This window comes from Micromonospora sp. FIMYZ51 (assembly GCF_038246755.1).
Classification (GTDB): Bacteria; Actinomycetota; Actinomycetes; order Mycobacteriales; family Micromonosporaceae; genus Micromonospora.
Map to the genome: position 1 here is coordinate 6,020,731 of NZ_CP134706.1, position 25,356 is coordinate 6,046,086.

The 25,356-nt window shown below is 71.6% G+C and carries 23 protein-coding genes; 9 read left to right on the top strand and 14 right to left on the bottom strand.

The genetic code is table 11. From position 1 onward, the window contains the following. Window positions 1–86 precede the first annotated feature (86 nt). Window positions 87–1,409 (top strand): zinc-dependent metalloprotease, encoded by a 1,323-nt coding sequence (locus tag QQG74_RS26950; protein WP_341717485.1) that lies wholly within the window; start codon window positions 87–89, stop codon window positions 1,407–1,409. Between the two features lie 61 nt (window positions 1,410–1,470). Here the strand turns inward: QQG74_RS26950 and QQG74_RS26955 are convergent, their stop codons facing one another. Further along, the gene (locus QQG74_RS26955) at window positions 1,471–2,082 is read right to left on the bottom strand and encodes a hypothetical protein (protein ID WP_341717486.1); all 612 of its coding nucleotides are present in this window, start codon (window positions 2,080–2,082) and stop codon (window positions 1,471–1,473) included. 53 nt (window positions 2,083–2,135) lie between these two features. Continuing rightward, the gene (locus QQG74_RS26960; RefSeq protein WP_341717487.1) at window positions 2,136–2,657 is read right to left on the bottom strand and encodes a M48 family metallopeptidase; all 522 of its coding nucleotides are present in this window, start codon (window positions 2,655–2,657) and stop codon (window positions 2,136–2,138) included. A gap of 530 nt (window positions 2,658–3,187) precedes the next feature. Here QQG74_RS26960 and QQG74_RS26965 point away from each other — a divergent pair. The 3 genes from QQG74_RS26965 (at window position 3,188) to QQG74_RS26975 (ending at window position 5,999) form a co-directional block, all read left to right on the top strand. Further along, window positions 3,188–3,355 carry a DUF5679 domain-containing protein gene (locus QQG74_RS26965; protein WP_012014940.1) on the top strand — a complete coding sequence of 56 codons (168 nt, stop codon included), beginning with the start codon at window positions 3,188–3,190 and terminating at the stop codon, window positions 3,353–3,355. 191 nt (window positions 3,356–3,546) lie between these two features. Then, window positions 3,547–4,674: a TOMM precursor leader peptide-binding protein gene (locus tag QQG74_RS26970; protein WP_341717488.1), complete on the top strand. Its 1,128-nt coding sequence runs from the start codon at window positions 3,547–3,549 to the stop codon at window positions 4,672–4,674. Beyond that, complete coding sequence (locus QQG74_RS26975; protein WP_341717489.1) at window positions 4,671–5,999, top strand: AarF/ABC1/UbiB kinase family protein; 1,329 nt, start codon at window positions 4,671–4,673, stop codon at window positions 5,997–5,999. The genes QQG74_RS26970 and QQG74_RS26975 overlap by 4 nt, the downstream gene beginning before the upstream one ends. A gap of 296 nt (window positions 6,000–6,295) precedes the next feature. On the opposite strand, the gene QQG74_RS26980 is transcribed toward QQG74_RS26975, so the two are convergent. The 3 genes from QQG74_RS26980 to QQG74_RS26990 all read right to left on the bottom strand — a co-directional run bounded on the left by QQG74_RS26980 (window position 6,296) and on the right by QQG74_RS26990 (window position 9,457). Beyond that, the gene (locus QQG74_RS26980) at window positions 6,296–6,661 is read right to left on the bottom strand and encodes a WhiB family transcriptional regulator (protein WP_341717490.1); all 366 of its coding nucleotides are present in this window, start codon (window positions 6,659–6,661) and stop codon (window positions 6,296–6,298) included. Window positions 6,662–6,793: 132 nt separating this feature from the next. Further along, window positions 6,794–7,024 carry a hypothetical protein gene (locus QQG74_RS26985; protein WP_341721401.1) on the bottom strand — a complete coding sequence of 77 codons (231 nt, stop codon included), beginning with the start codon at window positions 7,022–7,024 and terminating at the stop codon, window positions 6,794–6,796. Window positions 7,025–7,306: 282 nt separating this feature from the next. Further along, window positions 7,307–9,457, bottom strand: a complete 2,151-nt coding sequence (locus QQG74_RS26990) for an ATP-dependent DNA helicase UvrD2 (protein ID WP_341717491.1) — start codon at window positions 9,455–9,457, stop codon at window positions 7,307–7,309. Window positions 9,458–9,549: 92 nt separating this feature from the next. Between QQG74_RS26990 and QQG74_RS26995 the strand changes: the two genes are divergently transcribed. Further along, complete coding sequence (locus QQG74_RS26995; protein WP_341721402.1) at window positions 9,550–9,792, top strand: mycoredoxin; 243 nt, start codon at window positions 9,550–9,552, stop codon at window positions 9,790–9,792. Window positions 9,793–9,934: 142 nt separating this feature from the next. On the opposite strand, the gene QQG74_RS27000 is transcribed toward QQG74_RS26995, so the two are convergent. Both QQG74_RS27000 and QQG74_RS27005 read right to left on the bottom strand, forming a co-directional pair. Then, complete coding sequence (locus QQG74_RS27000; RefSeq protein ID WP_341717492.1) at window positions 9,935–12,079, bottom strand: hypothetical protein; 2,145 nt, start codon at window positions 12,077–12,079, stop codon at window positions 9,935–9,937. Between the two features lie 118 nt (window positions 12,080–12,197). After that, on the bottom strand, window positions 12,198–12,557 hold the full coding sequence (locus tag QQG74_RS27005) for a hypothetical protein (RefSeq protein WP_341717493.1): 360 nt from the start codon (window positions 12,555–12,557) through the stop codon (window positions 12,198–12,200). Window positions 12,558–12,784: 227 nt separating this feature from the next. On the opposite strand from QQG74_RS27005, the gene QQG74_RS27010 reads away from it, so the two are divergent. After that, a complete protein-coding gene (locus QQG74_RS27010) occupies window positions 12,785–13,531 on the top strand; it encodes a hypothetical protein (RefSeq protein WP_341717494.1) in 747 nt (248 codons plus the stop codon). Between the two features lie 5 nt (window positions 13,532–13,536). On the opposite strand, the gene QQG74_RS27015 is transcribed toward QQG74_RS27010, so the two are convergent. After that, a complete protein-coding gene (locus tag QQG74_RS27015) occupies window positions 13,537–14,904 on the bottom strand; it encodes an MFS transporter (RefSeq protein ID WP_341717495.1) in 1,368 nt (455 codons plus the stop codon). Window positions 14,905–15,125: 221 nt separating this feature from the next. On the opposite strand from QQG74_RS27015, the gene QQG74_RS27020 reads away from it, so the two are divergent. The 3 genes from QQG74_RS27020 to QQG74_RS27030 all read left to right on the top strand — a co-directional run bounded on the left by QQG74_RS27020 (window position 15,126) and on the right by QQG74_RS27030 (window position 16,918). Next, window positions 15,126–16,109: a helix-turn-helix transcriptional regulator gene (locus tag QQG74_RS27020; protein ID WP_341717496.1), complete on the top strand. Its 984-nt coding sequence runs from the start codon at window positions 15,126–15,128 to the stop codon at window positions 16,107–16,109. 83 nt (window positions 16,110–16,192) lie between these two features. Continuing rightward, window positions 16,193–16,429 (top strand): DUF397 domain-containing protein, encoded by a 237-nt coding sequence (locus QQG74_RS27025; protein ID WP_341717497.1) that lies wholly within the window; start codon window positions 16,193–16,195, stop codon window positions 16,427–16,429. 216 nt (window positions 16,430–16,645) lie between these two features. Further along, the gene (locus QQG74_RS27030; RefSeq protein WP_341717498.1) at window positions 16,646–16,918 is read left to right on the top strand and encodes a hypothetical protein; all 273 of its coding nucleotides are present in this window, start codon (window positions 16,646–16,648) and stop codon (window positions 16,916–16,918) included. Between the two features lie 215 nt (window positions 16,919–17,133). On the opposite strand, the gene nudC is transcribed toward QQG74_RS27030, so the two are convergent. The 6 genes from nudC to QQG74_RS27060 form a co-directional block, all read right to left on the bottom strand. Next, window positions 17,134–18,126, bottom strand: a complete 993-nt coding sequence (gene nudC / locus QQG74_RS27035; protein ID WP_341717499.1) for an NAD(+) diphosphatase — start codon at window positions 18,124–18,126, stop codon at window positions 17,134–17,136. Beyond that, window positions 18,123–19,448 (bottom strand): pitrilysin family protein, encoded by a 1,326-nt coding sequence (locus tag QQG74_RS27040; protein WP_341717500.1) that lies wholly within the window; start codon window positions 19,446–19,448, stop codon window positions 18,123–18,125. The genes nudC and QQG74_RS27040 overlap by 4 nt, the downstream gene beginning before the upstream one ends. 173 nt (window positions 19,449–19,621) lie before the next feature. Continuing rightward, window positions 19,622–20,932: a pitrilysin family protein gene (locus QQG74_RS27045; RefSeq protein WP_341717501.1), complete on the bottom strand. Its 1,311-nt coding sequence runs from the start codon at window positions 20,930–20,932 to the stop codon at window positions 19,622–19,624. A gap of 124 nt (window positions 20,933–21,056) precedes the next feature. Further along, window positions 21,057–21,257, bottom strand: coding sequence for a hypothetical protein (locus tag QQG74_RS27050; protein ID WP_341717502.1), 201 nt, complete (start codon window positions 21,255–21,257; stop codon window positions 21,057–21,059). A 278-nt stretch (window positions 21,258–21,535) separates the two neighbouring features. After that, window positions 21,536–21,739 (bottom strand): cold-shock protein, encoded by a 204-nt coding sequence (locus QQG74_RS27055; protein WP_013735772.1) that lies wholly within the window; start codon window positions 21,737–21,739, stop codon window positions 21,536–21,538. Window positions 21,740–21,989: 250 nt separating this feature from the next. Further along, the gene (locus QQG74_RS27060; RefSeq protein ID WP_341717503.1) at window positions 21,990–25,349 is read right to left on the bottom strand and encodes an ATP-dependent DNA helicase; all 3,360 of its coding nucleotides are present in this window, start codon (window positions 25,347–25,349) and stop codon (window positions 21,990–21,992) included. Between the last annotated feature and the right edge of the window lie 7 nt (window positions 25,350–25,356).

Below are 25,356 nucleotides of genomic sequence, written 5' to 3' on the forward strand. Positions count from 1 at the left end.
TCGCCCGGTCGGCACGAGGACGACTTCGCCCTCAGCGCAACCGTGGCGGCGGCCACCTGGGGCGCCGTCCGCGTACCGTAGACGTCGTGCCTGATATTCCGTTCGGTTTCGCGCTACCGGGTGGGCAGCCGCCCGACCCCAACGACCCCGCGCAGATGCAGCAGTTCATGTCGCAGTTGCAGCACCTGCTCTCCGCGCCGGGAAGCGGGCCGGTCAACTGGGACCTCGCCCGCCAGGTCGCGGCCAGCCAGCTCGCCGCGGCGGGCGATCCGGCGGTCTCGCCGTACGAGCGCAACGCGGTGGAGGAGGCGCTGCGCATCGCCGACCTCTGGCTGGAGCCGGCCTCCGCGCTGCCCTCGGGTATCCGGACCGCGGTGGCCTGGAACCGGAACGAGTGGATCTTCAAGACTCTCGACGTCTGGCGCAAGCTCTGTGATCCGGTGGCCAGCCGGATGGTCGGCGCGATGGGTGACCTCGTGCCGCCGGAGGCGCGGGCCCAGCTCGGCCCGATGCAGTCGATGGTGGCCACCCTCGGTGGTGCGCTCTTCGGCGGCCAGCTCGGTCAGGCACTCGGTTCGCTCGCCGCGGAGGTGCTCTCCGCGGGCGACATCGGCCTGCCGCTCGGCCCGGCCGGCACGGCCGCGCTGATTCCGGCAAACATCCGCAGCTACGGCGCGGGCCTGGAGCTTGCCGAGGACGAGGTACGCCTCTACGTGGCCCTGCGCGAGGCGGCGCACCAGCGCCTCTTCGAGCACGTGCCATGGCTGCGCGGGCACGTGCTCAACGCCGTGGAGACGTACGCCGCCGGGATCCGGGTGAACCGGGAGGCGATCGAGGAGGCGATGGGCCGGGTCGACCCGACCGATCCGGAGTCGATGCAGGCGATCGCCCTGGAGGGCATCTTCACTCCGGAGGACAGCCCGACGCAGAAGGCTTCCCTGGCCCAGCTGGAGACCGCCCTCGCCCTGGTGGAGGGCTGGGTCTGCCACGTGGTCGACGGTGCGGCGGCCGGTCGGCTGCCGAACGTGGTGGCGCTGGGCGAGGCGTTCCGCCGTCGCCGGGCTGCCGGCGGTCCCGCCGAGCAGACCTTCGCCGCGCTGGTCGGCCTGGAACTACGTCCTCGCCGGCTGCGCGAGGCCGCCGCGCTCTGGGCGGCGCTCACCGAGCATCGGGGCATCTCCGGCCGGGACGCGCTCTGGGGGCACCCGGACCTGCTTCCCTCCGACGACGACTTCGCCGACCCGGTGGCCTTCGCGATGGCCGACACCGACCTGATGACCGAGCTGGAGAACTTCGACTTCTCCGCGCCGGGCGGGCCGGAAGAGAAGGCGCCGGGTGGGCCGCAGGAGCAGGCTCCGGGCGAGCCGGACCGCCGCGACGACAGCGACGGCGGCGAGCCGCGCTCCTGAGCCGGTCGCTGCATCGCAACGGCCGCCGCTGACGGACCGGCGGCGACCGTTGCCCTCGGGCTCAGCCGGGTCGGCCGGTCCCGGAGAGCAGGGTGCGGGTGTTCTCCCACCCGCCGAGAGCCGGGTCGAGCCGGGCCAGGTCCGCTGGCCCACGCAGCCGGTGCCAGGACGGTGTCACGGCCAGGTCACCCGGCCGGGGTGCCGCCGCGCGCACGGTCGCCGGCACCGCGGCCTCCATGTCCAATGCCGGCAGCCACTGCGGTACGGGCAGCCGGGCCGCCACCCCCAGCAGCCCCGGCAGATTGCCCTCGACCGGTGCGACCGCGACCGGGCGGCTGGTCAGCGGGCGCAGCAGCTTTCCGACGGTGAGACCGGGCAGGTCGGGCGCGTCCCCGGCGACCACCGCAACCTGCTCGTACCGGCCCGCCGTCGCCGCGAACACGGCGTTCGGTGTCGGCTCGGGCACCTCGTGAACGGCCATGCCGGGCCAGATCACCGCGTCGGCCAGCCACCGGTCGGCCGGGGTGACCGCCACCGCGGTGTCCACCTGGTTGAGCGTGGTGAGCAGGTCCACCACGTCCTCGGCGAGCGCTGTGCGCCACTGGACCGGGTCGACGCCGGGCGGCGCCCAGCCGATCGGCGCGAGCAGTGCCACCACCACACGTACGACCATCCGTCGACCCTACGCCCGCCGGACCTCCCGGGCAGCGCGCGGTGCGGGGCTGTTCAGGGCGGGCCGGCGACCGCCGCCACGCCCTCCAGGTAACCCCGCGCGCGTTCGGTTTTCGGGTACCGGCCGACCAGGGCCCAGAACTGGGCGTTGTGACTGGGCACGATGAGGTGGGCGAGTTCGTGCAGCAGCACGTAGTCGATCACCCAGTCGGGCATCTCCTGGATCCGGTGCGAGAGCCGGATCGAACGGTCCGCCGGGGTACACGAGCCCCACCGGCCGTTCTGGTTGTTCACCCACCGGACGCTGGCCGGCACGGCCTGGTCGCCGTAATCGGTCAGATAGAGCTTGATCAGCCGGGCGGCCCGGTCCAGCAGCCCCGCGTCCGAGCGGGTCAGCCGCCCTTCCCGGGCGGCGAGCCGGGCGAGCATCCGATCGACCCACTCGCTCTCCTCCGCCCGGGAGAACTGATCCGGGATGAGGACGACGACTCGTTCACCGTCTCGGTAGGCGGACACCGTGCGTCGCCGGCGCTGGCTGCGCCGTACCTCGACGACCGGCTTCCGCGGCCCAGCCATCAGTGGACCGCGCAGCCTCGGTTTGCTGTCACGATGGCAAGCTAATGCAGTGTGACCAGGGGTCCGCAAGGGTCAACCCGCGACACGCGCCCGAAAAATGGTGATTGGTCGCCAGGAGTCCCGAAAAATTTCTTGCCGGACCGCCAGGCCGACGTCACGATCACCCTTCGTGTTGGCCGGCGAGCTGTCACAGCCGCGCCAGCGACACCCTAGATGATCATCGTCCGGTCGCCGCCGTCGGGGGTCCCGGCCGGGCTCAAGCGTCACGACCAGCGGATTTACCGACCCTCAGTCGGCGTGTCCCCGCGAAACTGGCTGATCTGGGCCGATCCGGCGTGCACACTCTCGACGTCGCCTTGCTCACAGTGGCAATGCGCAGCTGACATGGAACCGCCCACACCTGGGTAGGGTCCGCCAACCAGTGGTCACGTGGGTGATCACGGCAAGCCCAGCGCCGGACGCGGCAGCGACCGCCGCCGGGAAACCCGCCGGAGGGGTACCGACCGGCGGACGAGACGAGGAGGCACACCGTGGCCGACCAGGCCCAGACCTACAACGGTTACTGCGTCAAGTGCAAAGAGAAGCGGGACTTCGAAGGCCGCGTCGAGGTCTCCAAGACCGGCATGAACATGGCCAAGGGAAAGTGTCCGGTGTGCGGCACAACAGTGAACCGCATCCTGGGCAAGGCGAAGGTCTGACGTTCGCGTCCCGGGCGACGGGGTGGCCGACGGCCACCCCGTCGCGCGTTTCCGGACACTGTCGGAGAGCCGACTGGGTTACCGGCTGGTTGTGGATATCTCGCCGAAACCTGTGGACAGCCCTGGATCTGGGGCCACCCACCTGTGGACAACGATCGACGGACAGCATGGAATCGGTAACTGTTCGTGCCATGTCGCCGTCCACACAACGCCCGCCGTCTCCCCGCCCGACCCTGTTGCCCGGGCTGAGCCGACTCTGGCGCAACCGGCACACCCTGCAACTCGGCCTCGGTCAGGAGCGGGCCGTCCTGGTCGAGGTCACCGACCCGCGCGCCACAAGGCTGCTCGACCTGCTCGACGGCACCCGCAGCGAACGGCACGTCCTGGCCGGGGCGACCCGCACGGGGGTCTCCGCCGAGCACGCCCGCGCCCTGCTCGACGCCCTGCGCGACGCGGGGCTGGTGGTACCCGGATACACACTTCTGCCTCGGGACCTCGCCGGACCACGCCGGCTCCGGCTCGCCGCCGAGGCCGGCGCCCTGGCGCTCACCGCCGCCCGGCTGCCGGGCACGCCGGCCCAGGTGCTCCGGCGCCGCCTGGCCGCCCGGGTGGTCGTCACCGGCGCCGGTCCGTTCGGCGCCGCCATCGCCGTCGCCCTGGCCCAGGCCGGCGTCGGCCACGTTCATCCCGACCTACCCGGACCGGTCCGCCCGGTCGACCTGGTCGGCACCGGCATCGGAGCCGACGAGATCGGGCGTCCGCTCGGCGAGGTGACCCGGGCAGCGCTGGCCCGGACGGCACCTGGCACCGGCACCTGCCCGCTGCGCCGGCACCGGCCGGACCTGGTGGTCCTCCTCGGTGCCGACCGGCCGGCCGCGCTGCTGGCCGCGGCCCACGCCCAGCGGCGGCGGCCACACCTGCTTGTCGACGTACGCGAGGGCGTACCGGTGATCGGACCGTTGGTCCGCCCACCGGCTGGCCCCTGCTTGCACTGCCTCGACCTGCACCGGGGCGACCGGGACCCCGACTGGCCGGTGCTCGCCGCCCAGCTCGCCAGCACCCCGGCCACCCCGACCTGCGCCGTGAGCACGCAACTGGCGGCCATCGGGTACGCGGTGAGCCAGGCGCTCAGCCAACTGGACGGCGGCACCCCGGAAACCCTCGGCGGGGCGGTCGAGGTCGGCACGGCGGGCAGCCTCCGGCACCGTCACTGGCCGCCGCACCCCCGCTGCGGCTGCGGTCGAACGGGCAGTGCAGTCCAGCCGACCCCGCCGCACAGCAGCAGCAGGCACGTCGAGTCGGTAACAATGACCAAGTGACCGACATCCCGCGCCGGGCCGTGTCCCGCACCGCCAAACTAGCCGCTCTGCCGCTCGGCTTCGCCGGCCGGACCGTCCTCGGCATGGGAAAGCGCGTCACCGGCCTCGCCTCCGACGTGATCTCGGCGGAGATCCAGCAGCGCACCGCCGAGCAGCTGTTCAGCGTCCTTGGCCAGCTCAAGGGTGGGGCGATGAAGTTCGGTCAGGCGCTGTCGGTCTTCGAGGCGGCCCTGCCGGAAGAGGTCGCCGCGCCCTACCGACAGGCCCTGACCAAGCTTCAGGAGGCCGCGCCGCCGCTGCCCGCCGCCAGCGTGCACAAGGTGCTGGCCAGCCAGCTGGGTCCCGCCTGGCGGGACAGGTTCGTGACCTTCGACGACTCCCCCACCGCGGCGGCCAGCATCGGCCAGGTGCACCGTGCGGTGTGGCGGATGCCGGACGGCACCGGTCGGGACGTGGCCGTCAAGATCCAATACCCCGGTGCCGGTGACGCCCTGCTCGCCGACCTCAAGCAGCTCTCCCGGCTCGGCGGCATGTTCCGGGCCATCCAGCCGGGGTTGGATGTCAAGCCGCTGCTGGCCGAGCTACGGGAACGGATCACGGAGGAACTGGACTACGAGCTGGAGGCCGAGTCACAGCGGGCCTTCGCCGCCGCGTACGCCGACGATCCGGAGATCTTCGTGCCGGCGGTCTTCTCCGCCTCGCCCCGGGTCCTGGTGACCGAATGGATCGAGGGCACTCCGCTGGCCGAGATCATCCGGGACGGCAGCGAGCAGCAGCGCGACGAGGCGGGCCGGTTGATGGCCACGCTGCATCTCTCTGCACCGGCCCGAGCCGGGCTGCTGCACGCCGACCCGCATCCGGGCAACTTCCGGCTGCTGCCCGACGGCCGACTCGGCGTGATCGACTTCGGCGCGGTGGCCCGAATGCCGGAGGGCACGCCGGAACCGATCGGCCGGATCGCCGGACTGGCCCTGCGTGGCGATGCCGACGAGGTGGTGGCCGGCCTGCGGGCCGAGGGTTTCGTCAGCTCCGACGAACCGGTCGACGCCCAGGCGCTGCTGGACTTCCTGCGCCCGATGCTCGAACCGATCGCCGCCGACGAGTTCCGGTTCACCCGGGCCTGGCTGCGTGCCGAGGCCGCGCGGCTGGCCAGTCCGCGGTCGCCCGCGTACCAGTTCAGTCGACAGCTCAACCTGCCGCCGTCGTACCTGCTCATCCACCGGGTGACGCTCGGCTCGATCGGGGTGCTGTGCCAACTGGAGGCCAAGGCGCCGTACCGGGGCATCCTGGAACGCTGGCTGCCCGGTTTCGCCCAGGTCAGCTGAGCGGCGCCGGACACGCCAACGGGCGGGGACATCGTCCCCGCCCGCGGTGCGGTGCAGCTTAGAGAACGCCCAACTCGCGGGCAGACCGGGCGCGGCCGGCCATGGCGACGGTACGGGCGGATCGGGTTGCCTCAGTGCTCGTGGTGCGACCGGCCTGAGGCCGGAGCATTCGAGCCCTCGACAACGCTTCTTGGAGTAGGTGCATCTCGAAAACTCCGTTCGGAAGGTGCGACATGGTGGTCAGCTCTTTCGTCGCCGGTACGACACCGGCGGGGTTGGTTCGGATCGGGAACATGTCAGGCAGCCAGCCGGACGGCGCTGCGCGACGTGGTGAGGCCATTGGCGGCCAGCCGCGCCTCGGCCTCGACCTGAAGCGCGGCGTCGCGGGCGAGGTCCTCCTTGCGCGGGCGGCCACGGGGCCGCTTGCGCGCAACGACCGCGCCACGCTCGAAGATCTCGCCGCCCCAGACGCCCCAGGGCTCGGCCCGCTCGACCGCGCCGGCGAGGCACTCGACGCGCAGCGGGCAGTCTCCGCAGAGCGACTTGGCCAGTTCCAGCTCGGTGGGCGAGTCGGAGAACCACAGGTCAGGGTCGAACTTCCGGCAGGGCAGGTTCGCCTCCATCTCGACAGTCAGGTCGAGCGGGGCTAACGCCAGACTCATCTCCCGGTCACCTCTCTCTCGTGTCGATCTCGTGGATCGCTGGTCCGACTACTTCGGCGGTGCAAAAAAAACTGAGGCCGCGGATCCCGGTATGCGGGTTCCGCGGCCTCGAGGTGAGCCGGTGGTCTGGGGTCAGACCGGTCTACCTCGAGGTGGAACACCGCGGACGTCCATCCGCTTGTTGGCGCCATCGACGCCCTTGCCCGTGAAGCCACTGGTCCCCTGGAGCCCATGCGGCATCGGTGCGAGAATCAGCTCGGCCTGAACCTCGACCCGGTGCGTCTGCGGAGCCCACGGTCGCGCAACAGCGACGGTCGCCCGAACGGCCGACAGCGGAGCCACGACAGCCTGGGCAGCCGGCAGCGGAGCCACGGCCGTCTGGGCAGCCGGCAGCGGAGCCACGGCCGTCTGGGCAGCCGGCAGCGGAGCCACGGCGGTCCGGGCAGCCGACAGCGCAGCGACGGCAACGGGCAGCGCCATCGGACGCTTGTTGACGTAGCTCTCCATCGGTGCCACCTCCTTGACGTTCACTCGCGATCGACTCGGACACGAACCCCGTGAGCAGCCCGAACAGGGCCCCTCGCGAGGTGTGTCCTGAGGCTATGCCCGCCAGCGGCGCGAGGGCAAACGAATTAACGGTGAGATTCAGAAACTTTTCTCTGGGCAGATCTCGTCCACCGCCGCGCCCTTCACCAGGGCCAGTACCGCCTCCCCGTAGAGGCCCAGCTTGCGCGGTCCGATACCGGCGATCGCGACGAGGTCCTCCGCCCGGGTCGGCCGCCGTTCGGCGAGCGCCACAAGCGTCGCGTCGGTGAAGACGACGTACGCCGGCACCTTCTGCGCGCCCGCCACCCGGGCCCGCCACTCACGCAGCCGCTCGTGCAGTTCGTCGTCCATGTCGGAGGGGCAGGTGGCGCAGCGACCGAGCTTGCGATCCGGCCCGGCGAGCAGGGTGGTGCCGCAGATCCGACAGGAGACGATCCGGTTGGCGCGCCGCGGGGCGCCGGGTGCCGAGCGGGTGCCCGCGGCCCGCTCCGTGGTGCCGGACGGGGCGAGTTGTGGCAGGAAACGGCACGGCCGCCGGGCCCGCCCGCCCGGTGACCGCGAAGCGGCGTACGACAGCCAGAGCCACTGACGGGCCCGGGTGATGCCGACGTAGAGCAGCCGCCGCTCCTCCTCGACCTGCTCGGCCGTGCGGGCGTACGTGGTGGGCAGCGTGCCCTCGGCGAGGCCGACCAGGAACACCGCGTCCCACTCCAGGCCCTTCGCCGAGTGCAGGGAGGCAAGCGTCACCCCCTCCACGGTCGGCGCGTGCTGCTGGGCCGCCCGCCGGGCCAGCTCGTCGGTGAAATCGGCAAGGGTGACCGGACGCTCGACCGTGGCCGCCGTGCCGAGCGGCAGCAGTTGCGGGGTGGCCGCGTACTCCTCGGCGAGTTGGACCAGCGCGGCGAGCGCCTCCCACCGCTCGCGCGCGGCGCCACCGGCCGGGGGTGCCTCCGGCGCCCAGCCGACGCCGGCGAGCGCCTCGACCACGGCCGCCGGCAGCGGGGTCTCGCCGGGAACGGCACGGGTGGCCGCGCGCAACGCCACCATCGCCTGGCGCACCTCGACCCGCTCGAAGAACCGCTCGGCGCCCTGCACCACGTACGGCACGCCGGCCTCGCCGAGCGCCTTCTCGTACGCCTCGGACTGCGCGTTGGTGCGGAACAGCACCGCGATCTCCCGAGCCGGCGTGCCCGCGTCGATGAGCGCACGGCAGCGGGCGGCGACCGCGTTCGCCTCGGCCGGCTCGTCGGTGAAGATCCGTCGTTCCGGCTCGGGACCGGCCGGGCGCTGGCCGACCAACTCCAGCCGCAGCCGCGCCTCGGTCCCCCGTGCCTGCGAGATGACCGCGTTGGCGAGCCCGACCACCTGGGGGGTGGACCGGTAGTCCCGGACCAGCCGGACCACGGTGGCGCCGCGATGCCGGCGGGGAAAATCCACCAGGTACGACGAGGTCGCCCCGGTGAACGAGTAGATCGTCTGGCTGGCGTCGCCGACAACTGTCAGGTCGTCCCGGCCGCCCAGCCAGGCGTCCAGCAGCCGCTGCTGCAACGGGTTGACGTCCTGGTACTCGTCGACGACGAAGTGCCGGTACTGGTTGCGGACCTGCTCGGCGACGTCCGGATGCTCCTCGATGCCCCAGACCGCAGCGCGCAGCACGTCCTCGAAGTCGATCACTCCACCGGAGCGTTTGAGCTTCTCGTACGCGCCGAAGACCTCGGCCACCTTCGTCGGCTCGTACGGTGTCTCGCGCAGCGCCTTGGCCGCGGCCACGACGTACTCCCCCGGCTCGACCAGGGCGGACTTCGCCCACTCGATCTCACCGGCGAGGTCCCGGGCGGCGGTCCGGTCGGCCCGTACGCCGGCTCGGGCCGCAGCCAGCGTGACCAGCCGGACCTTGCTGTCCAGCAGCTCGGGCATGGCCCGGCCGTCGAGCAGCCGGGGCGCGAAGTACCGCACCTGGCGCAACGCCGCAGCGTGGAAGGTACGCGCCTGTACGCCGGCCACGCCGAGCGACGCGAGGCGGTGGCGCAGCTCCGCGGCGGCCCGGGCGGTGAAGGTGACCGCGAGCACATGCCGGGCGGATATCTCCCCGGTCAGCGCCCGGTACGCGATCCGCGACGTGACCGCCCGGGTCTTGCCGGTGCCCGCACCGGCAAGCACGCAGACCGGACCGGCCTGGGCGGTCACCGCCGCGCGTTGCTCCGGATCGAGCCCGGCGAGCACGCGTTCGGACGGGGAGTTGACCACCACAGCGGGGAATTGTCTCAGCTGCCGCAGACGTTGCAGCGGATAGCCTCGACCTGATCGGCAAGCAGCCGGTCGTGACCCTGGAGGATCCCATCATGCTGACCATGTATTCCACTCCCTGGTGCGGCTACTGCCACCGGCTGAAGTCGCAGCTCGACCGGGAGGGGATCGCCTACCAGGTGGTCGACATCGAACAGGATCCGGCAGCCGCCGAGTTCGTGATGGGCGTCAACGGCGGCAACCAGACCGTCCCCACGCTGCGCTTCGCCGACGGCAGTGCACTCACCAACCCCTCGATCAACCAGGTCAAGCAACACCTGGCCAGCATCAGCGCCTGAGGTCGCGGCCCGGGCGCGGGACGTCCCGCGCCCGGACACGCCAGGCCGGACCGCACTCAGACGTCGGACCGGACCGCGCCCGGACACGCCAGGCCGGACCGCACTCAGACGTCGGACCGGACCGCGCCCGGGAGTCGGACCGTTACCTGTCCGCCCGGCTTGCGGGACGGACGACGAGCGCGGCGGCGACGCAGACGACGGTCGAGATCACGGCCACCGCTGGGACCGAAAAGCCGATAAGCGAAAAAGCCTGGGCACCCGATCTGAGCGCGCCGGTGAGCGCGGCACCCTGGGCGAGGGCCACGATCGCGACCACGATGCTGGCGGTCACGAGCGGCATCGACACGCCGTACAGCAGCTCCCGTAGGGTGCTGCCGGGCCGCGCGACGTCCGGGCGCCGCAACCGCAGTCCGCTCGCCGTCCCGGCGATGCCACAGGTCAGGGCCGCCAACAGCACGACCGCGTACCCGGTGAGGACCAACCACCTGGCATTGTCGGCGCCGGTCACCGCTACCCCGCGCCATTCCTGTCCCGGCAGGGTGACCTCGGGCAGCGCCAGGGTCGCGTACGCAGTCCTTTTGATCTCTCCATAGCCCGCTTCGCCACCACCGTTCATGACGATCGCGCTGTGCAGGCGGTCGCTTCCGGGTTGGCCGCCGATCTGGACGTCGGCAGGACCGGAGGCGCTGGAGTCCGGCAACACGCCGGTCGCGATGAGCAGCCCACCAAAGGGATGGTAGGAACGGTAGGCGTCCTGGAGAGGGCTCCCGACCGTGGGACATTCCGTCAGGTCGCCGATCAGCCGGAGCGCGGCACACGAGCCGACTATCCGCAGACGCGGCTCGGGCACCGCCTGTGGGCCGAGGAACTCGTCCCCCTCGGCCAGGTAGATGCGCAGCACCCGATCACCAGCGACGCTGTCGTCGAACTCTTCGATGTCCCGGCTCAGGCTGGGCGAGCGGACGCTGACGACCTGGTGTCCCGCTACCTCGACCAGCCGGAGGGACTCGGCGACCGGCGCGATCCGCATCGTCAGGACAACGTGCAGGCCACCCAGGACCGACAACGCGATCACAAGCATCGCGGCGAGTGCCAGTGGTGCCCGGACCTGGCTCTCCATCATGCGGGCGCCGCGCCTGAGCCCTTCCCTGTCGTCGCGGTGGGCCCGCGCGCTTAGCCATCGTCCGATGCTTCGGGAGAGTCGGACGACCAGGAACGGGAGCACGAGCGAGGAGGCCAGGACGCCCAGGCCCACCATGACCAGGCCGGTATCGCCCCCGGTGACCGCACCCCATACACCCAGCACAAAGCCGATGAGCAGGGTCCACTGCAACAGCTCCGAACGAAGTTCGGCGAATCGGCCTTCGGTGGGACGGATCGGAGTGCCACGTGTCGGGCGGGCCGCGAGTCGTCTCGACCAGAGCAGGTGCGCCACGGTCAGCGCGGCAAGAACCGTCGACAGGAAGATCAGCACGGCAGCGCCGAGCAGTGGCAGTCTTCCGATGGTCGTGGCCAGATCGGCGGCGTCGACCGGATACTCCGTCAACGGCAGGGTGAAGCTCCGTCGGGAAAGTACGGCGAGGGCGAGCCCGGCTGTGCAGATCCCGGCCAGCAGCGCGAGGAACGGTCCCAGACCGTCGCCGATCACGCGGCGGGCCGGTCCACCGGGAGCGGTTGGCACACCGCTGACCGGTCGGCCGGCATGGGGCAGCAGCGACCCGAGTGCGACGAAGGCGAGGAACGCTGCCGGCAACCCGAGCAGGGCCACTAGTAGCCGGGCCTGGTTTCGGCTCAACCCGCGCCCCTCGCCGGCCCATGCGTATCCCGTTTCGGCACCGAATCGGGCCACCGGTTCCCAGCCCTCGACGGCCGCCGCGACCGGCCCGGGAGGCTGGTAGTACACGAAGAACTCCGCGCCGTCGGTGAGCCCGTCCGGTGCGATGGTGCCGGCGAGCCGCCCGTACCGGTGTCGCACCTCGTCGGCCTCGCCGCTGGCCAGCAGAGCCGGCGAGACGAATGCTTCGCCCGGTGCCGGCCACCGGGGTATGCCCGGTGGCGGCGGCGCGGTGGGCACTTCGTTGACCAGCCCCACCACCGAGAACTGCCGATCGTCGACCGTGTCGGCACCCTCCCGGTACCACCCTGCCGGGGGTTGGCCGACGGCCTTCTCGGCGAGGACCGGGGTGCGCTCCCGCGACCGGTGCTCCCGGCCGTCGAACAACGCTTCGACGGCCACCAGTCCCCAGAGCACGGACAGCAGCATGCCGCCGGCAAGAGCCAGGGACATCAGACGCTTCCAGCCGGCCACGGGGTACCTTTCGCTCTGCGGTGGGTGCTGGTTTCGCGGCGTCGCCGGCACGGCCAACCGGCCGGTCCTCCGGGCCGGCGACGCCGATCAGCTGGCGTTAGTGCCCGGTGTACGCCCAGGAGCTGCACCACCAACCGACCCCACCCGGGCCCGCGTGACACGCGTTCAGTCGGTAGACCAGGCGGCTGTCGGCCGGCGAGTCCGAACAGTTGCCATTACCGCGGGATTCGTTCACCTGGTAATTCGTGTTCGTGCCGCGCCGGTTGAAGTTGCTCCGCACCGCCCTGCTGTCGGCGGCGATGTCGCAGAGCTTCACGCGGGTGTCCGACGACCACGTGTAGGCCCGGGCACCACTCGATTCCGCCGTCGCCGCACTTGCCGGCGTCGGCAGTGCCAGGGCCGCCGCGCCGGCGAACGCGGCGACGATCAACTTTGCCTGGGTTCTGCGCTTAAGCAAGGCAACCTCCCGTACGACCAGGTCGGGCTATCTGCCCGCCGTGCAGCGATCATGCGCATGACTCGACGTCGAAACATCTGCAACGCTCCGGTTGCATCGCCGCCGCGAATCTGGTATTGCGCATAGCGCTCAACGCATCGCTTAGCGCTCAACACATAGACACAAACGCTTGACATGTCGAGTATTCTTGGCCACCACCGGCAGGGCATCCACGGGGAGGATTGCTGATGCTCTCGATCGTTAGCGTAATCGCGCGCAAAGAATCGGAATTCGGTTGCGTCGAGTTGGACGTCGGCCGATCAGCATCATTTGGCGAATGCGGCTGCGGCTGCTGCGTGTTCGACATCAGGATTCCGCGATCACGAGCAGCCGTATCCGGCCAGTTCTGGTCATTCACGGATCATTGGCGGCTGGACAACTCCAGCAGCTTCTCGGTCCTCCTGATCAGGGATGCCGAGGGCGCTGGCTGCGTGTCCGTTGGTCCTGGCAACCGCGCCGTGGTGTCGTTCGAGGTGGCTCACGTGTCGGTGGCCGGCGAGGACGAATCGAGCATACTGACCGTGCTCGGCCCCGAGCCGGTCGAGCGACCACCAGCACACCGATGCCCTCAGGCCGCCACCGACTCGACACATCCGATCAGACGGGGAACGATTTACTTCGAGGTACTGGTCGCCCTGTGTGCACCTCGCCTGAGCGGCACCTCCAATCTTGAGCCGACTTCCCGGCAAATCGCCGCCGATCTGCGCCAGCGGGGAATTTTTCTCAACGACCGCTCGGTGGATGCCCACATCGACTACCTCGTCGATCGACTCGATATTCGGGCGCCGGATGCGACGAAAAGATGTGGGCGTCCGTGGAAAAAGCAGCTACTCGTCAACGTCGCTTTGAACCACAACATTGTCACCCACCTGGATCTGCAAAATACTGGCACCCCGACCGGGCTGTCTGATCCGTCTGCGGCACGACTCGCCTGATAATTTCAGCGCCGGTAGCTCCGGCCGGCGACGACCCGCTCGGCCGGAGGACCGTCCATTGCCGCACGCGGCGCGGGGACACGCGGGCGGGTCGGCGGGCTCAGGTGCCGGCCACGCCAGAGGTAGCCGCCGGCGACCAGGGTGGCCAGGCCGACCAGCGCGAAGACCAGCCGGTAGTCGAGCACGCCGACGACCAGGGCGCCCATGCCGATCGAGAACGCCTGCGGGCAGCGGATCACGGCCTCAGCGGCTGCCGCCACCCGGCCGAGCAGCTCGGGCGGCGTCCGCCGCTGGACCAGCGTGTGCAGCCCGACCAGGGTCAGCGGCAGGGACACCCCGGCCATCAGCACCGCCACGAAGCCGAGCCACAGATTCGGGTACGCCAGCATCAGCGCGGCCGGCCCGAAGAACGCGACACCGACGCCGAGGGTGCCCAACTCGCCGACCCGGCGCAGCACGGCGGCGGAGCAGAGGCCACCGACCAGCCCGCCGACGCCCTGCACGGTGACCAGCACGCCGACGAAGGCCGCGTCCCGGCCGAGCCCTCGATCGGCGTACGCGAAGATCAGCGACTCGGTGAAGCCCATCACCAGCGAGCCGAGGCCGTAGCCGAGCAACGCTCGCCGCAGCGCCGGCTCACGGGTGAGGTGCTGGAGCCCGGCGACCAGTTCTCCCAGCCAGCGGCGAGCCGGGGTGATCTCGTCGGCAGGCCGGCCCGGCCGCCGGATTCCGCCGCCGTCCGCCCGGTTTGCCTCGGCCAGTGCCGCGCCGGCCCCGGTACCGGACGGATCGGCCCAGGAGGTGGCCGACTCGGCGGGGCGCAACGTACCGACCACTGCGGCTGCGATCAGAAAGCCGGCCATCCCCACGGCGGCAAGCGTCCAGCCGCCGAGGACCGCGTAGAGTCCGGCGCCGACCAGCGGCCCGACCAGGCGTAGCCCCTGGCGGACCGTTTGCAGCACCCCGTTCGCCTCACCGAGCAGTTCGGACGGCACCAGTTCCCGGACCAGCCGGCTCAGCACCGCGCCGACCGTGAGATTCGACAGGCCGTAAAGGGCGGCAACCCCGTAGATGATCCACATGTCGCCCGCGTCCCGGACCGCGAACAGCGGCGTGAGCAGCAGCGCCATCGCCAGGTTGGTGACCACGAAGAAGGGGCGCCGGGGATACCTGTCGACGAACCAGCCGACCAGCGGCGCGAGCACCCTCGGCGCGATGATCACGAAGATGGTGGCACCGGCCAGCCCATCCGATCCGGTCAGGTCCTTGACCCAGATGGCGAGCGCCAGTAACAGAATCGACTCCGCGATCATGCTGGCCAGCAACCCGCCGAAAAGCAGGCGAAAGTCCGGGCGACTCAGGACGGTGCGCATGGATCCCTCCGGGGGTGGCGCGACGCGGGTGGCAGACGCCCGACCGGGGGCCGACGACGCAGGTCACGGTGGCTCCGTCCGGGTGTCGGGGGTGGCGTATTTCCGGTGACACGCCCGCCGCCGGTACTTCCGGCGCCGGTCGCGACGTCCATACTGGCCGTGGGGGGCGAATTTCATACAGTTACCGTCGCGTCGTCGGCGGTCGACGAAAAGAGGACACCGTGCCTCCAGCCGCACCCAGCCCGATCCGGCGGCGTTCCCGGCTCGGCACTGAACTGCGCCAGTTGCGCGAGGCTGCCGGCCTCACCGGTGACCAGGTCATCGACCGAATCGGGTGGGCCTCCGCCTCCAAGCTGTCCCGTCTGGAGAACGGTCGCAGCCGGCCCGATCCGCAGGACGTGCAGCGCCTGCTCGACCTGTACGGCGCCAGCGAGGCGAAGCAGAAAAAGTTGCTCGGTTTCACCCACGAGGCCGCCGACATGCGTGGCTGGCTGAAGAAGTTCCCGGCAATGACCCAGCAGCAGCGCGGCTTCGCCGAACTGGAGGCGGGCTGCGCCGAGATCTCCGAGTACGGCCCGGTGCTCGTGCCGGGACTGTTGCAGACCACCGGGTACGCCCGGCTCCGGATCTCCTCGGCGCAACAGATCGACCAGGAGGCCGGTGAGCCGGAGATCGGTGAGGACACCGAGGCCGAGATCGCGGCCCGGCTGGCCCGACAGGAACTGCTCAAGCAGGACACGGACCCGCCGCATTACACGGCGGTGCTGGAAGAGGCAGCGCTCAGCTCCCGGGCCGGCCCGCCCGACGTGCTCCGGGAGCAGGTCAACCAGCTGCGTGAGCTCTCCATGCTGCCAAACGTCACGCTGCACGTACTGCTCCGGGAGACCCCGCTCGACCAGCAGTGGTACCTGCCGCCCACCGCTTTCTCGCTCTACCGGTTCACCGATCCACAAGATCCGGAGACGCTGGCCATAGAAGGTGGATTCACCGACGTCATGTCGACCGAGGTAATCGCCCTAAATCGCTATAAAGTGGTGTTCGAGCGGTTACGCACGGCGGCGCTCTCCGAGCAGGACACCTACCACTGGCTGACGAAGTCGCTGGGACGGCTCTCCGGCACGGCGACCCCGTCCAACCTGGCCAGCGGCTCGGCAACGGCGCCGGCCCAGCGTCGCGGATCCTCCGGGCGTCTGACGGAGCGGTGACCCATGGGCGGTGGCCCAGCGGGAAGCCGTCGTCAGGACGTGCCACGCCGCTCGTTCCATCGGTTCACCACAGGAGCGCAACGATGAACGAGATCCGCAACACGCCGTCCGTCCTGGCCCAACTCGCGGACGCACCATGGCGTACCAGCACCCGCAGCCAGACCTCCAACTGCGTCGAGGTCGCGCCGCTGCGTACCGACTCGACCGCGGTGGCCCTGCGCGACAGCAAGGACCGGGGCGGCCCGGTGTTGCTGTTCGACCGGGCCGGCTGGCTGGGCTTCATCTCCGGCACCAAGAGCGGGCAGTTCGACCTCACATAGAGGGCGTACGACAGGGCGGGGCCGCCGGCATCGGTGCCGGCGGCCCCGTCGTCGTCCTCACCGGAAACGCCGGTGACCAGGAATCGGATGATCGGACAAGGCAACGGGCCAATAGGCGCGTTTCACTTGCTGGGACGCGACTCGGGCGTACGATGACGGAGTACCGACGTGGAACTTCCACGGATTTCACCCGTCGCGGCACATCCGGAGACCCACATGCGGTTCCTGATCGTACGCACCGACATTCGCGCCGCTGCCGATACCGACATCACCGCCGCCTGGGCCGGCGGTCGCCGGTTGCGGGACGAGACCATCCGACCCGAGCCGCGCCGCCAGGTCGTCCACGCCGAGGACCGGGACGCCGCACTCCTGCTCGCCCGGGCGCTCGCCACGGTCGGTTCCGTACGCTCCGGCAAGCAGCGGGTCAAGGTGCTGCCGCTTGACGATCCGGGACGCTGCCGGGCCCGGCCGGATTCGCCCGGCAGCTGACCAACCCCACGTCCGTCGTGGTCGACCGGCTCCCCCGCCGTGTTACACACCCAGCCGACCACGACGGGCCCGTGTCCCCGGCCCGTGGTCGCCGCGGCAACGACGACCACGGGTCGGGGCCGCACACGCTTGCCTGGCCCGTCGAGCCGTCGGTTAGAAGATCTGTTAAAAGGGGGCCCCTGCTATGCACGAGGCGTTAACAAGGGGCCCTTCCTTCAACAATGGCCGTCGAACCAGCGGTGGATGAGGAAGAGCGCGATCGACGAGGGTGGGGGCAGGCGTAGTTGGGCGCCGTCGCCCACGTCGACCGGTCGCCCGGCCAACGCCGCGCCGATCTCCTGCCGGGAGAACCAGCGGGCCTCGGCGATCTCCTCAGGGTCGACCCGCAGCGGGTGCGCCGGATCGGCCGTGGCCAGGAAGCCGAGCATCAGCGAACCAGGGAAGGGCCAGGCCTGGCTGCCCGCGTACGCGATGTCCCGGATCGGCACGCCCACCTCCTCGTGGACCTCCCGCAACACCGTCGCCTCGGCCGACTCCCCCGGCTCCACGTAACCGGCCAGGCAGGAGAAGCGACGCTGCCCCGCCGGGTTCGGCCAGGCGGCGTTGTTGCCCAGCAGGCACCGCCCGTGCACGCCGTCGACCCCATCGTGCACCAGCACGATCATCGCCGGATCGGTACGCGGCCACACCCGCTCGCCCTTGGTGTCCACCCGGGACCAACCGGCCTCGTCCGCCCGGGTCGGCTCGCCGGTGACCGGATGGTAGAGGTGCCGCAGGTGCCAGTTGGTCAACGCCAGCGCCGTGGTGAAAAGTCCGGCGTCCCGGTCGCCGAGCCGGTGCCCCACCTCGCGCAGATGTGCCGCCCGGGTGCCCGGCATCACCGCCAGGGTGGTGTGTACGCAGAAGACCGGCACCCCGTCCGGCTCGACGCCGAGAAACATCGCCTCGCTGGCCAGCGTCGGCGGCAGGTCGTCGGCCTCGGCGAGGACCAGCGTCGGCACCGCAGTGTCGGTACGCACCAGGGTCTGCCCGCCGGCCTCGACGTCGAGCACCAGCACCCGGGCACCGGTCCACGCCTGCGCCAGCCACTGCGGGTCGGTACGCCGGTGCGCTGCCCGATCCAGGGTGGCGCGGGCCAGCGGCGGGGTCGCCTCCCCGCGTACGTCGGCGGGCTGACCGACACCGTTCGGGCCGGCGTACCGGCTCATGTCGGCACCGGCGCGGTCACTACCGGGGTCAGGGTGGCCAGCGACGGTGCGATCCGCTCGGCGTCACCGAGCACCAGGGTGACCGCCTGGGCCGGCGCGAGGTAGCGGGCCGCCGCCGCGGCGACGTCGTCGGCGCTCGCCTTGGCCAGCCGGGCCGCGTGCTCGGGCAGGAAGTCCAGCCGCAGCCCGTTGCCGGCGTACGCGCTGACCAGCGAGGCCAGCCCCGCCTGAGTGGAGACGCCCAGTTGGAGCGTACCGAGAGCGTACTGCCGGGCCTGTTCCAGCTCCTCCGCCGTGGGCGGCAGGGTGGCCAGCCGGCCCAGCTCGTAGCTGGTCTCCAGCAACGCGGGCGCGGTCACCTCGGTGGCCACCTCGGCGGCGGCCACCAGGAGCGAGCCGGCCACCGAGTGCTCGACAAGCGAGTGCGGCCCGTACGTGTAGCCCTTGTCCTCGCGGATGTTCTCCACCCAGCGGGAGGAGAAGTATCCCCCGAAGATCAGATTGGCCAGTTGCAGCGCGGCGTGATCGGGGTGGGTGCGCGGCACCGCCGGCAAGGCCATCCGGAGCGAGGACTGCACCGACCCGGGCCGGTCGACCAGCAGCAGCGGGCCGGGCTCCAGCGGAGGAGCCGGCGGCAGCTCGCCCTGGTGCCCATCGCCCTGCCAGCCGTCGAGCGCCTTCTCGGCCGCGTCCAGCGCCCGCTCCGGCCGGACGTCGCCGACAAGCACGAGCACTCCACCCGCCGGATGCACCCGCTGGGCATGCATTGTGCGCAGCGCGCCCGGCCGCACCGCCCGGACCTGCTCGGGATCCGGCGTCTGCACCGCGTACGGGTGCCGCCCGTAGATCCGCTTGAGCAGGGCGGTACGGGCCAGGTGGGCAGGCTGACTCCGGGCCACCTGGATGCCGTCGACCAGGCGGTCCCGTTCCACGCCCACCCACGCGGCCGGGTAGCTGGCCCCGGTGACCACCTCGGCCAGGATCTCCAGCATCCGGTCCAGCCCGGTCGCCAGGGCGGTCCCGGAAAGCATCAGCCGGTCCGGGTCCAGCCCGGCGGAGAGCCCGCCGCCGATCTTTTGCAGCTCGGCGGCGATCTGCACGCTGCTCATCGCCGCCGTGCCAGAAAGCAGGGTCTGCGCGAGCAGGTGCGCACGGGCCAGCGGGGCCCGGCCGAAGGGGATCCACAGCCGCACCTCGACCAGCGGAACCGCCGGGCGGCGTACCGCGATCACGGTGAGCCCGTTGGCGAGCGTGCGCTCGGCCTGGCTCGGCAGCTTGAGCCGGCGGGTCGGGCCAAGCGGCGGCAGCGGACGGACGCTCACCGGACCACCTTCGTTCGCGACTGCGGGGCTCGCAAAACCGGCTCACTCCTCGCGCTCACCGGACCACCTTCGTTCGCGACTGCGGGGCTCGCAAAACCGGCTCACTCCTCGCGCTCACCGGACCACCTTCGTTCGCGACTGCGGGGCTCGCAAAACCGGCTCACTCCTCGCGCTCACCGGGCACCTCCGGGGATGACCTCGACGGATGCGCGGCGCTCCGGCCGCAGGGTGGCTGCGGCGGCGCGGACCTGCGCCTCGGTGACCTCGCCGACCAGCCGGGGCAGCTCACCCAGCAGGCCCGGCTCGCCGCGTTGCTGCTCCAGGACCGCCATCCGCAGCGCCCGGCCCAGCACCGCGTCGGTGTCCCGCAGCAGGTGGGTCGCCATCCGGGCCTGGGTACGGGCCAGCTCGCCGTCGGTCAGCCCATCGGTGGCCAGCCGATCCAGCTCCTCGTCGATGGTGCGCAGCACCTTGTCCACGTCGCCGCCGGGCGGCAGGTGGGACTGGAGCAGCAGCGCGGTGGGGTCGCGTACGTCGAACGGGTCACCCATGAACCCCAGGTAGCCACCCACGCTTGTCACCGCGCGGTCGGTGTGCACAAGTCGCTCGACCAGTCGGGAGGCGTCGCCGTCGGTGAGCACCTCGGCGAGCACCACGTACGGCAGGTAGGCGGCGAAGTCGCCGACCGGATCGGGCACCCGCCACGCCGACGCCACCGCCGGCAGCGGCGCCAACTGGTCGGTGTACGCCCGGCGCCGCTCGGCGGTCAGCTCCGGCTCGGCGAAGTCCGGCCGGTCCGGCGCGGGCCGGGCCGGCACGTCCCCGAAGTGCCGCTCGATCAGTTTGCCCGCCTCGGCGGTGTCGATGTCACCGCTGACCGAGAGCACCGCGTTGCCGCTGGCGTAGTAGCGCCGGAAGAAGTCCGCCGCGTCGGCGACGGTGGCCGACTCCAGGTCGTCGAAGGAGCCGTAACCGTCGTGCGCGTTGGGGAAGGTGTCGAACATGACCGGTGGCAGGGTCAGCCACGGGAACCCGCCGTACGGCCGGTTGAGCACGTTTACCCGGATCTCCTCCTTGACCACGTCGACCTGGTTGCGCAGGTTCTCCTCGGTCAACCGGGGGCCGCGCATCCGATCCGCCTCCAGGAACAGCGCCCGTTCCAGGGCGTTGCTCGGCAGCGTCTCGAAGTAGTCGGTGTAGTCCAGGTGGGTGGAGCCGTTGAAGGTGCCCCCGGCGCCCTGCACGTGCCGGAAGTGGGCGAGTTTCTCCAGATTCTCCGAACCCTGGAACATCAGGTGTTCGAAGAGATGCGCGAAGCCGGTGCGGCCCTCTGGCTCGGAACGGATGCCGACGTCGTAGACCACCGCGACCCCGATGACCGGGGCGCTGCGGTCGGGGGCGAGGACCACCCGCAGGCCGTTGTCGAGGGTGAACCGCTCGACCGGATACCTCGTCGCTGGGATCTTCGCTCTGCGCGTCGGCACGGATCCGACCCTAGCCTCTCCCGGCTGCCCAGAAAGGAAGGGCCCCTTATTAACGCCTGCGGTATAGGAAGGGCCCCCGCTTAACCGGGCCGTGCCGGGTGCGCCAGGCGTGGGTCCGCCGCGCTCAGCCGGCGGCGGCGTCGGTGTGGAGTTCCGGACGATCGGTCGGCGCCGGCGGCCCGTGCAGTTCCACAAGCCCGGACGGGGCGGCTCCGCCCGGCGTGACGGGCCACGGTGTGAAGGCGGCCAGCATGGCGAGCAGCACACCGGCGATCGCCACCGCGACCACCAGGAGCAGTTCGCGTGTCGCCGCCGAGCCCAGCATCTCGTCCCTTCCGCACCGAGCCGGCGTCTCCGACTCATCTGACGGGACCCGGGTCCCCCGACCCCGGGTCCCTCGCATCCAGCGTCACCCCGGTCATTGAACGGGGACAGTCGCCCACCCGACCTTCCAGCGACTGATTGCCGACTCAGGACCGACGAACCGGGCGGGCCACGGCGCGAACGGAGGATGACGCGAGACTTGCTCCGCCGGTGACGGGCCACCGCAGGCGGGACATGCCCAGCCGCAGCGGCCCGTCCGACGCGGGCGACCTGCGCGAATCAGAGCGGGCGGATGTTCTCCGCCTGCGGGCCCTTCTGGCCCTGGACGACCTCGAACTCGACCCGCTGGTTCTCGTCCAGGCTCCGGTAGCCGGAGGACTGGATGGCCGAGAAGTGGGCGAAGACGTCAGCGCCACCGCCGTCCGGGGTGATGAAGCCGAAGCCCTTGTCCGCGTTGAACCACTTGACGGTGCCAATAGCCATGCTTGTTTCGTCTCCTTGACGGAACGTCGGACCCGCATCTGTCACGGGCCCGTAGAGAGGAATGTTTCATGCGGGAACCCGCACGAAACGCCTGTCGCTGCTGGTCGCCCCGCCCGGAGAACTCCGGACACAACAAAGTGCGCCTGGGGCCACGCTTCGGCCAGGCGCACACAGAGCTGGTAACCAAAACTGCAACGCGCGAACCTTACCACGGATCCTGGCCCATGCAACGGTTTCGACCCAGCCGGGCTCAGGCCGGCTCCGGAACCGCGGTGATCAATTCGGCGAGCCCGTCGGCGTCGAGCAGGTCCGCCGGACGAATGGTCACCCCGTCGCGTACGTAGTGGAAGGCGGCACCGACCCGGTCGACCGGTACGCCGGCCAACTCCGCCCAGGCCAGTCGGTAGACCGCCAACTGCACGGCGGCCACCTCGGCCGCCGACCCGGACGGGCGGGCACCGGTCTTCCAGTCGACCACGTCGAACCGATCTCCGGGCCGGCGGAACACCGCGTCCATCCGGCCGCGTACCACCACGCCGCCGATCACCGTGGCGAACGGCACCTCCACCTCGATCGGCGTACGGTCGGCCCACTCGCTGGCCAGGAAACGCTGCTGGAGTTCGGCCAGCGCCTCGTCCGGTGCGGCGTCCGCGTCCGCCGCACCGGGCAGTTCGTCGGTGTCGAGCAGCCGGTCCGCGCCGAATCGCTGCTCCAGCCAGGCGTGAAAGGCGGTGCCCCGACGGGCGTACGGGTTGGGCTCGGTGGGCAGCGGGCGGCGCAGCGTACGGGCCAGTGCCGCCGGATCCCGCCGCAACGCGACCAGTTGCGTCACCGACAGGTGCTCGGGCAACGCCACGTCGATCGGACCGGTGAGCCGGCTCAGCTCCGCCCGCTCGGCCAACAACAGGTCGGCCTCCCGCCGCCACCGGGCGATGTCCGGATCCGTCGCCGCCGTCTCGTCGTCCGGTCCGGCCGTCTCGTCCCCCTCGGTCAGGCACCGCCGCACCAACGCCGCCGCCTCGGCCAGCACCGGACGGCGTACGCCGAGCGGGTCCGCCGGCCACTCGGCGCGCAACACCACCTCGGTGGTGGGGTTCGCCGCGTCCGGCGTCGGCTCCGGCGCCCACTCGTCGACCAGGTGACCGGCACCGCCGGCCAGGCAGGCGTCGTGCACCTCGCGGAGCAGCGCCGACGGCCCGCGTGGCCGCTTGGTGCCCTCCCCCCACCAGTGTCCGGAGCAGAGCAGCAGCCGGCGCGGGCGGGTCACCGCCACGTACGCCAGCCGTCGTTCCTCCCGCTCGTCGTGGGCCCTCCAGGCGTCGGTGAAGTCCGCCATCGCCCGGGCCACCCCGCGCTGGTCGTCCGCCTCGGCCAGGGCCAGCTCGGGCAGGCCGTCGACGTCGCCGCGCAGCGGGAAGGGCAGCACGCCCAAGCCGCCGAGCCAGTGGTCGGAGTTGCGCACCGGTCCCGGCCAGACCGCCCGGCTCAGCCCGGCCACCGCCACCACGTCCCACTCCAGCCCCTTGGCGGCGTGCGCGGTGAGGATCTGCACCGCCCCCTCGACCACCTCCACCTCACCCGGGGCCAGGCCACGCTCCTCGTCCTCGGCGGCGGCCAGGTAGGCCAGGAAGCCGGCGAGCGTGGCACCGGGACTCTCCCCGCTGAACCGGGCCGCCACGTCGCCAAGCGCGTCCAGGTGCCCCCGGGCCAGGCCGGCGTCGCCGGCACCGCCTCCGCCGGCGCGTACCGCCACCTCCACGTCCAGCCCGGTGGTCCGCTCGATGTCCGCGATCAGCTCCGGCAACGACTGGTCCAGCCGGTAGCGCAGCAGGCCCAGCTCCCGGGCGTACGCGCGCAACCGCGCGTATCCCTCGGCCGAGTACGCCTGCGCCGGGCCGAGGTCGGCCAGCGCCTCGACCAGGGTCGCCTCGTCGAGGCGGTCCGGGACGATCTCCGGGCTGCCGTCGTCGGCGAGCTGCCGGCGGGCGGTGGCGATGGCCCGGGCCCGGCGGTGCAGGGCGACCAGATCCCGCGGCCCGATCCGCCAGCGGGCACCGGTCAGCAGGCGCAGCAGCGCCGCACCGTCGGTCGGGTCGGCCAGTACCCGCAGCGTGCACACCACGTCGCGCACCTCGGGAGTGTCCAGCAGGCCGCCCAGCCCGACCACCTCGACCGGCAGGCCACGCCCACGCAGCGCAGCGGCGATCGCCGGGATCTGGCTGCGCACCCGGACCAGCACCGCAGTGGTCGGGCGCAACGCAACCGGGATCCGCTCGGGCAGCACACCGGGCATCCGGGCCGCGCCCTGCCAGGCGGCGAGGATGCTGTCGGCGATCCAGTCGGCCTCGTCGGCGTACGTGCGCAGCAGCGCGCAGTGCACGGTGCCGGCGGCGGCACCGCGCGGGCTGCGGTGCGCGATCGGCTCGTCGACGCTGAGCGCGGCGTGCAGTTCCGGCACCCGGGCGCCGGCGGCGCGCAACGGAGTGGCAAGCGCGTTCGCCACCGCGAGGATCTCCGGGCGGTTGCGCCAACTGGTGGTCAGCCCGAGCACCCGGGCCGGGCTGCCGTCGGCACGGGCGAAGTCGGTCGGAAAGCGGTCCAGGGTGCCGGCGCTGGCGCCCCGCCAGCCGTAGATGGACTGGCAGGGGTCACCCACGGCGGTCACCGGATGCCCGCCGCCGAACAGCGCACCGAGCAGCACCACCTGGGCGTGGCTGGTGTCCTGGTACTCGTCGAGCAGCACCACCCGGTAGCGGCTGCGCTCGATCTCGCCGACGCCCGGGTGGTCCCGGGCCACCCGGGCGGCCCGGGCGAGCTGGTCGGCGAAGTCCATCGCCTCGAAGTCGTCCTTGCGGCGGGCGTACGCGCGCACCAGCGGCAGCAGCTTCAGCCGGATCTGCTGGAGCGTGAGGGCCTTGCGCACGTCGGCGTAGACCCGCCCGGGTCGGGCCTGCACGTCGGCGAAGAACCGGCCGGTCCAGGCGGCGAGGGTGTCCGGGTCGACCAGGTGCTCGTCCAGCTCACCGGCGAGCGCCAGCACCGCGTCGGTGACACTGCTGGGCATCCGGTCCACCCCGGACATGTCCCCGTCGTAGTTGCGCACGATCAGATCGACAAGCTGCCAGCGGGACGCCTCGGTGAGCAGCCGGGTGGTGGGTTCGTAGCCGGCCCGCAGGCCGTGCTCGGTGACGATCCGGCCGGCGTACGAGTGGTAGGTGGCCACCGTCGGTTCCCCGGCCAGCGGGTCGTCGAGCGGATCGCGCCCGCGCCGGCCGAGTCGGCGGATCAGCTGGTCGAGCCGGGTACGCACCCGATGCGCCAGCTCACCGGCGGCCTTGCGGGTGAAGGTGAGGCCGAGCACCTGCTCCGGCCGGACGTACGAGTTGGCGACCAGCCAGACCACCCGGGCGGCCATCGTCTCGGTCTTGCCCGAACCGGCGCCCGCGACCACGAGCAGCGGCTCCACCGGGGCCGCGATGATCGCCGCCTGCTCCCGGGTCGGCGCCGGCAGGCGCAGCAACCTGGCCAGTTCCACCGGGGTGTAGCGGGGACCGGCGTCGGCCGCCCGGGGTGCCGGTGCGGCGGGGTTGAACAGGGTGGGCTGGGTCATGCTGTCC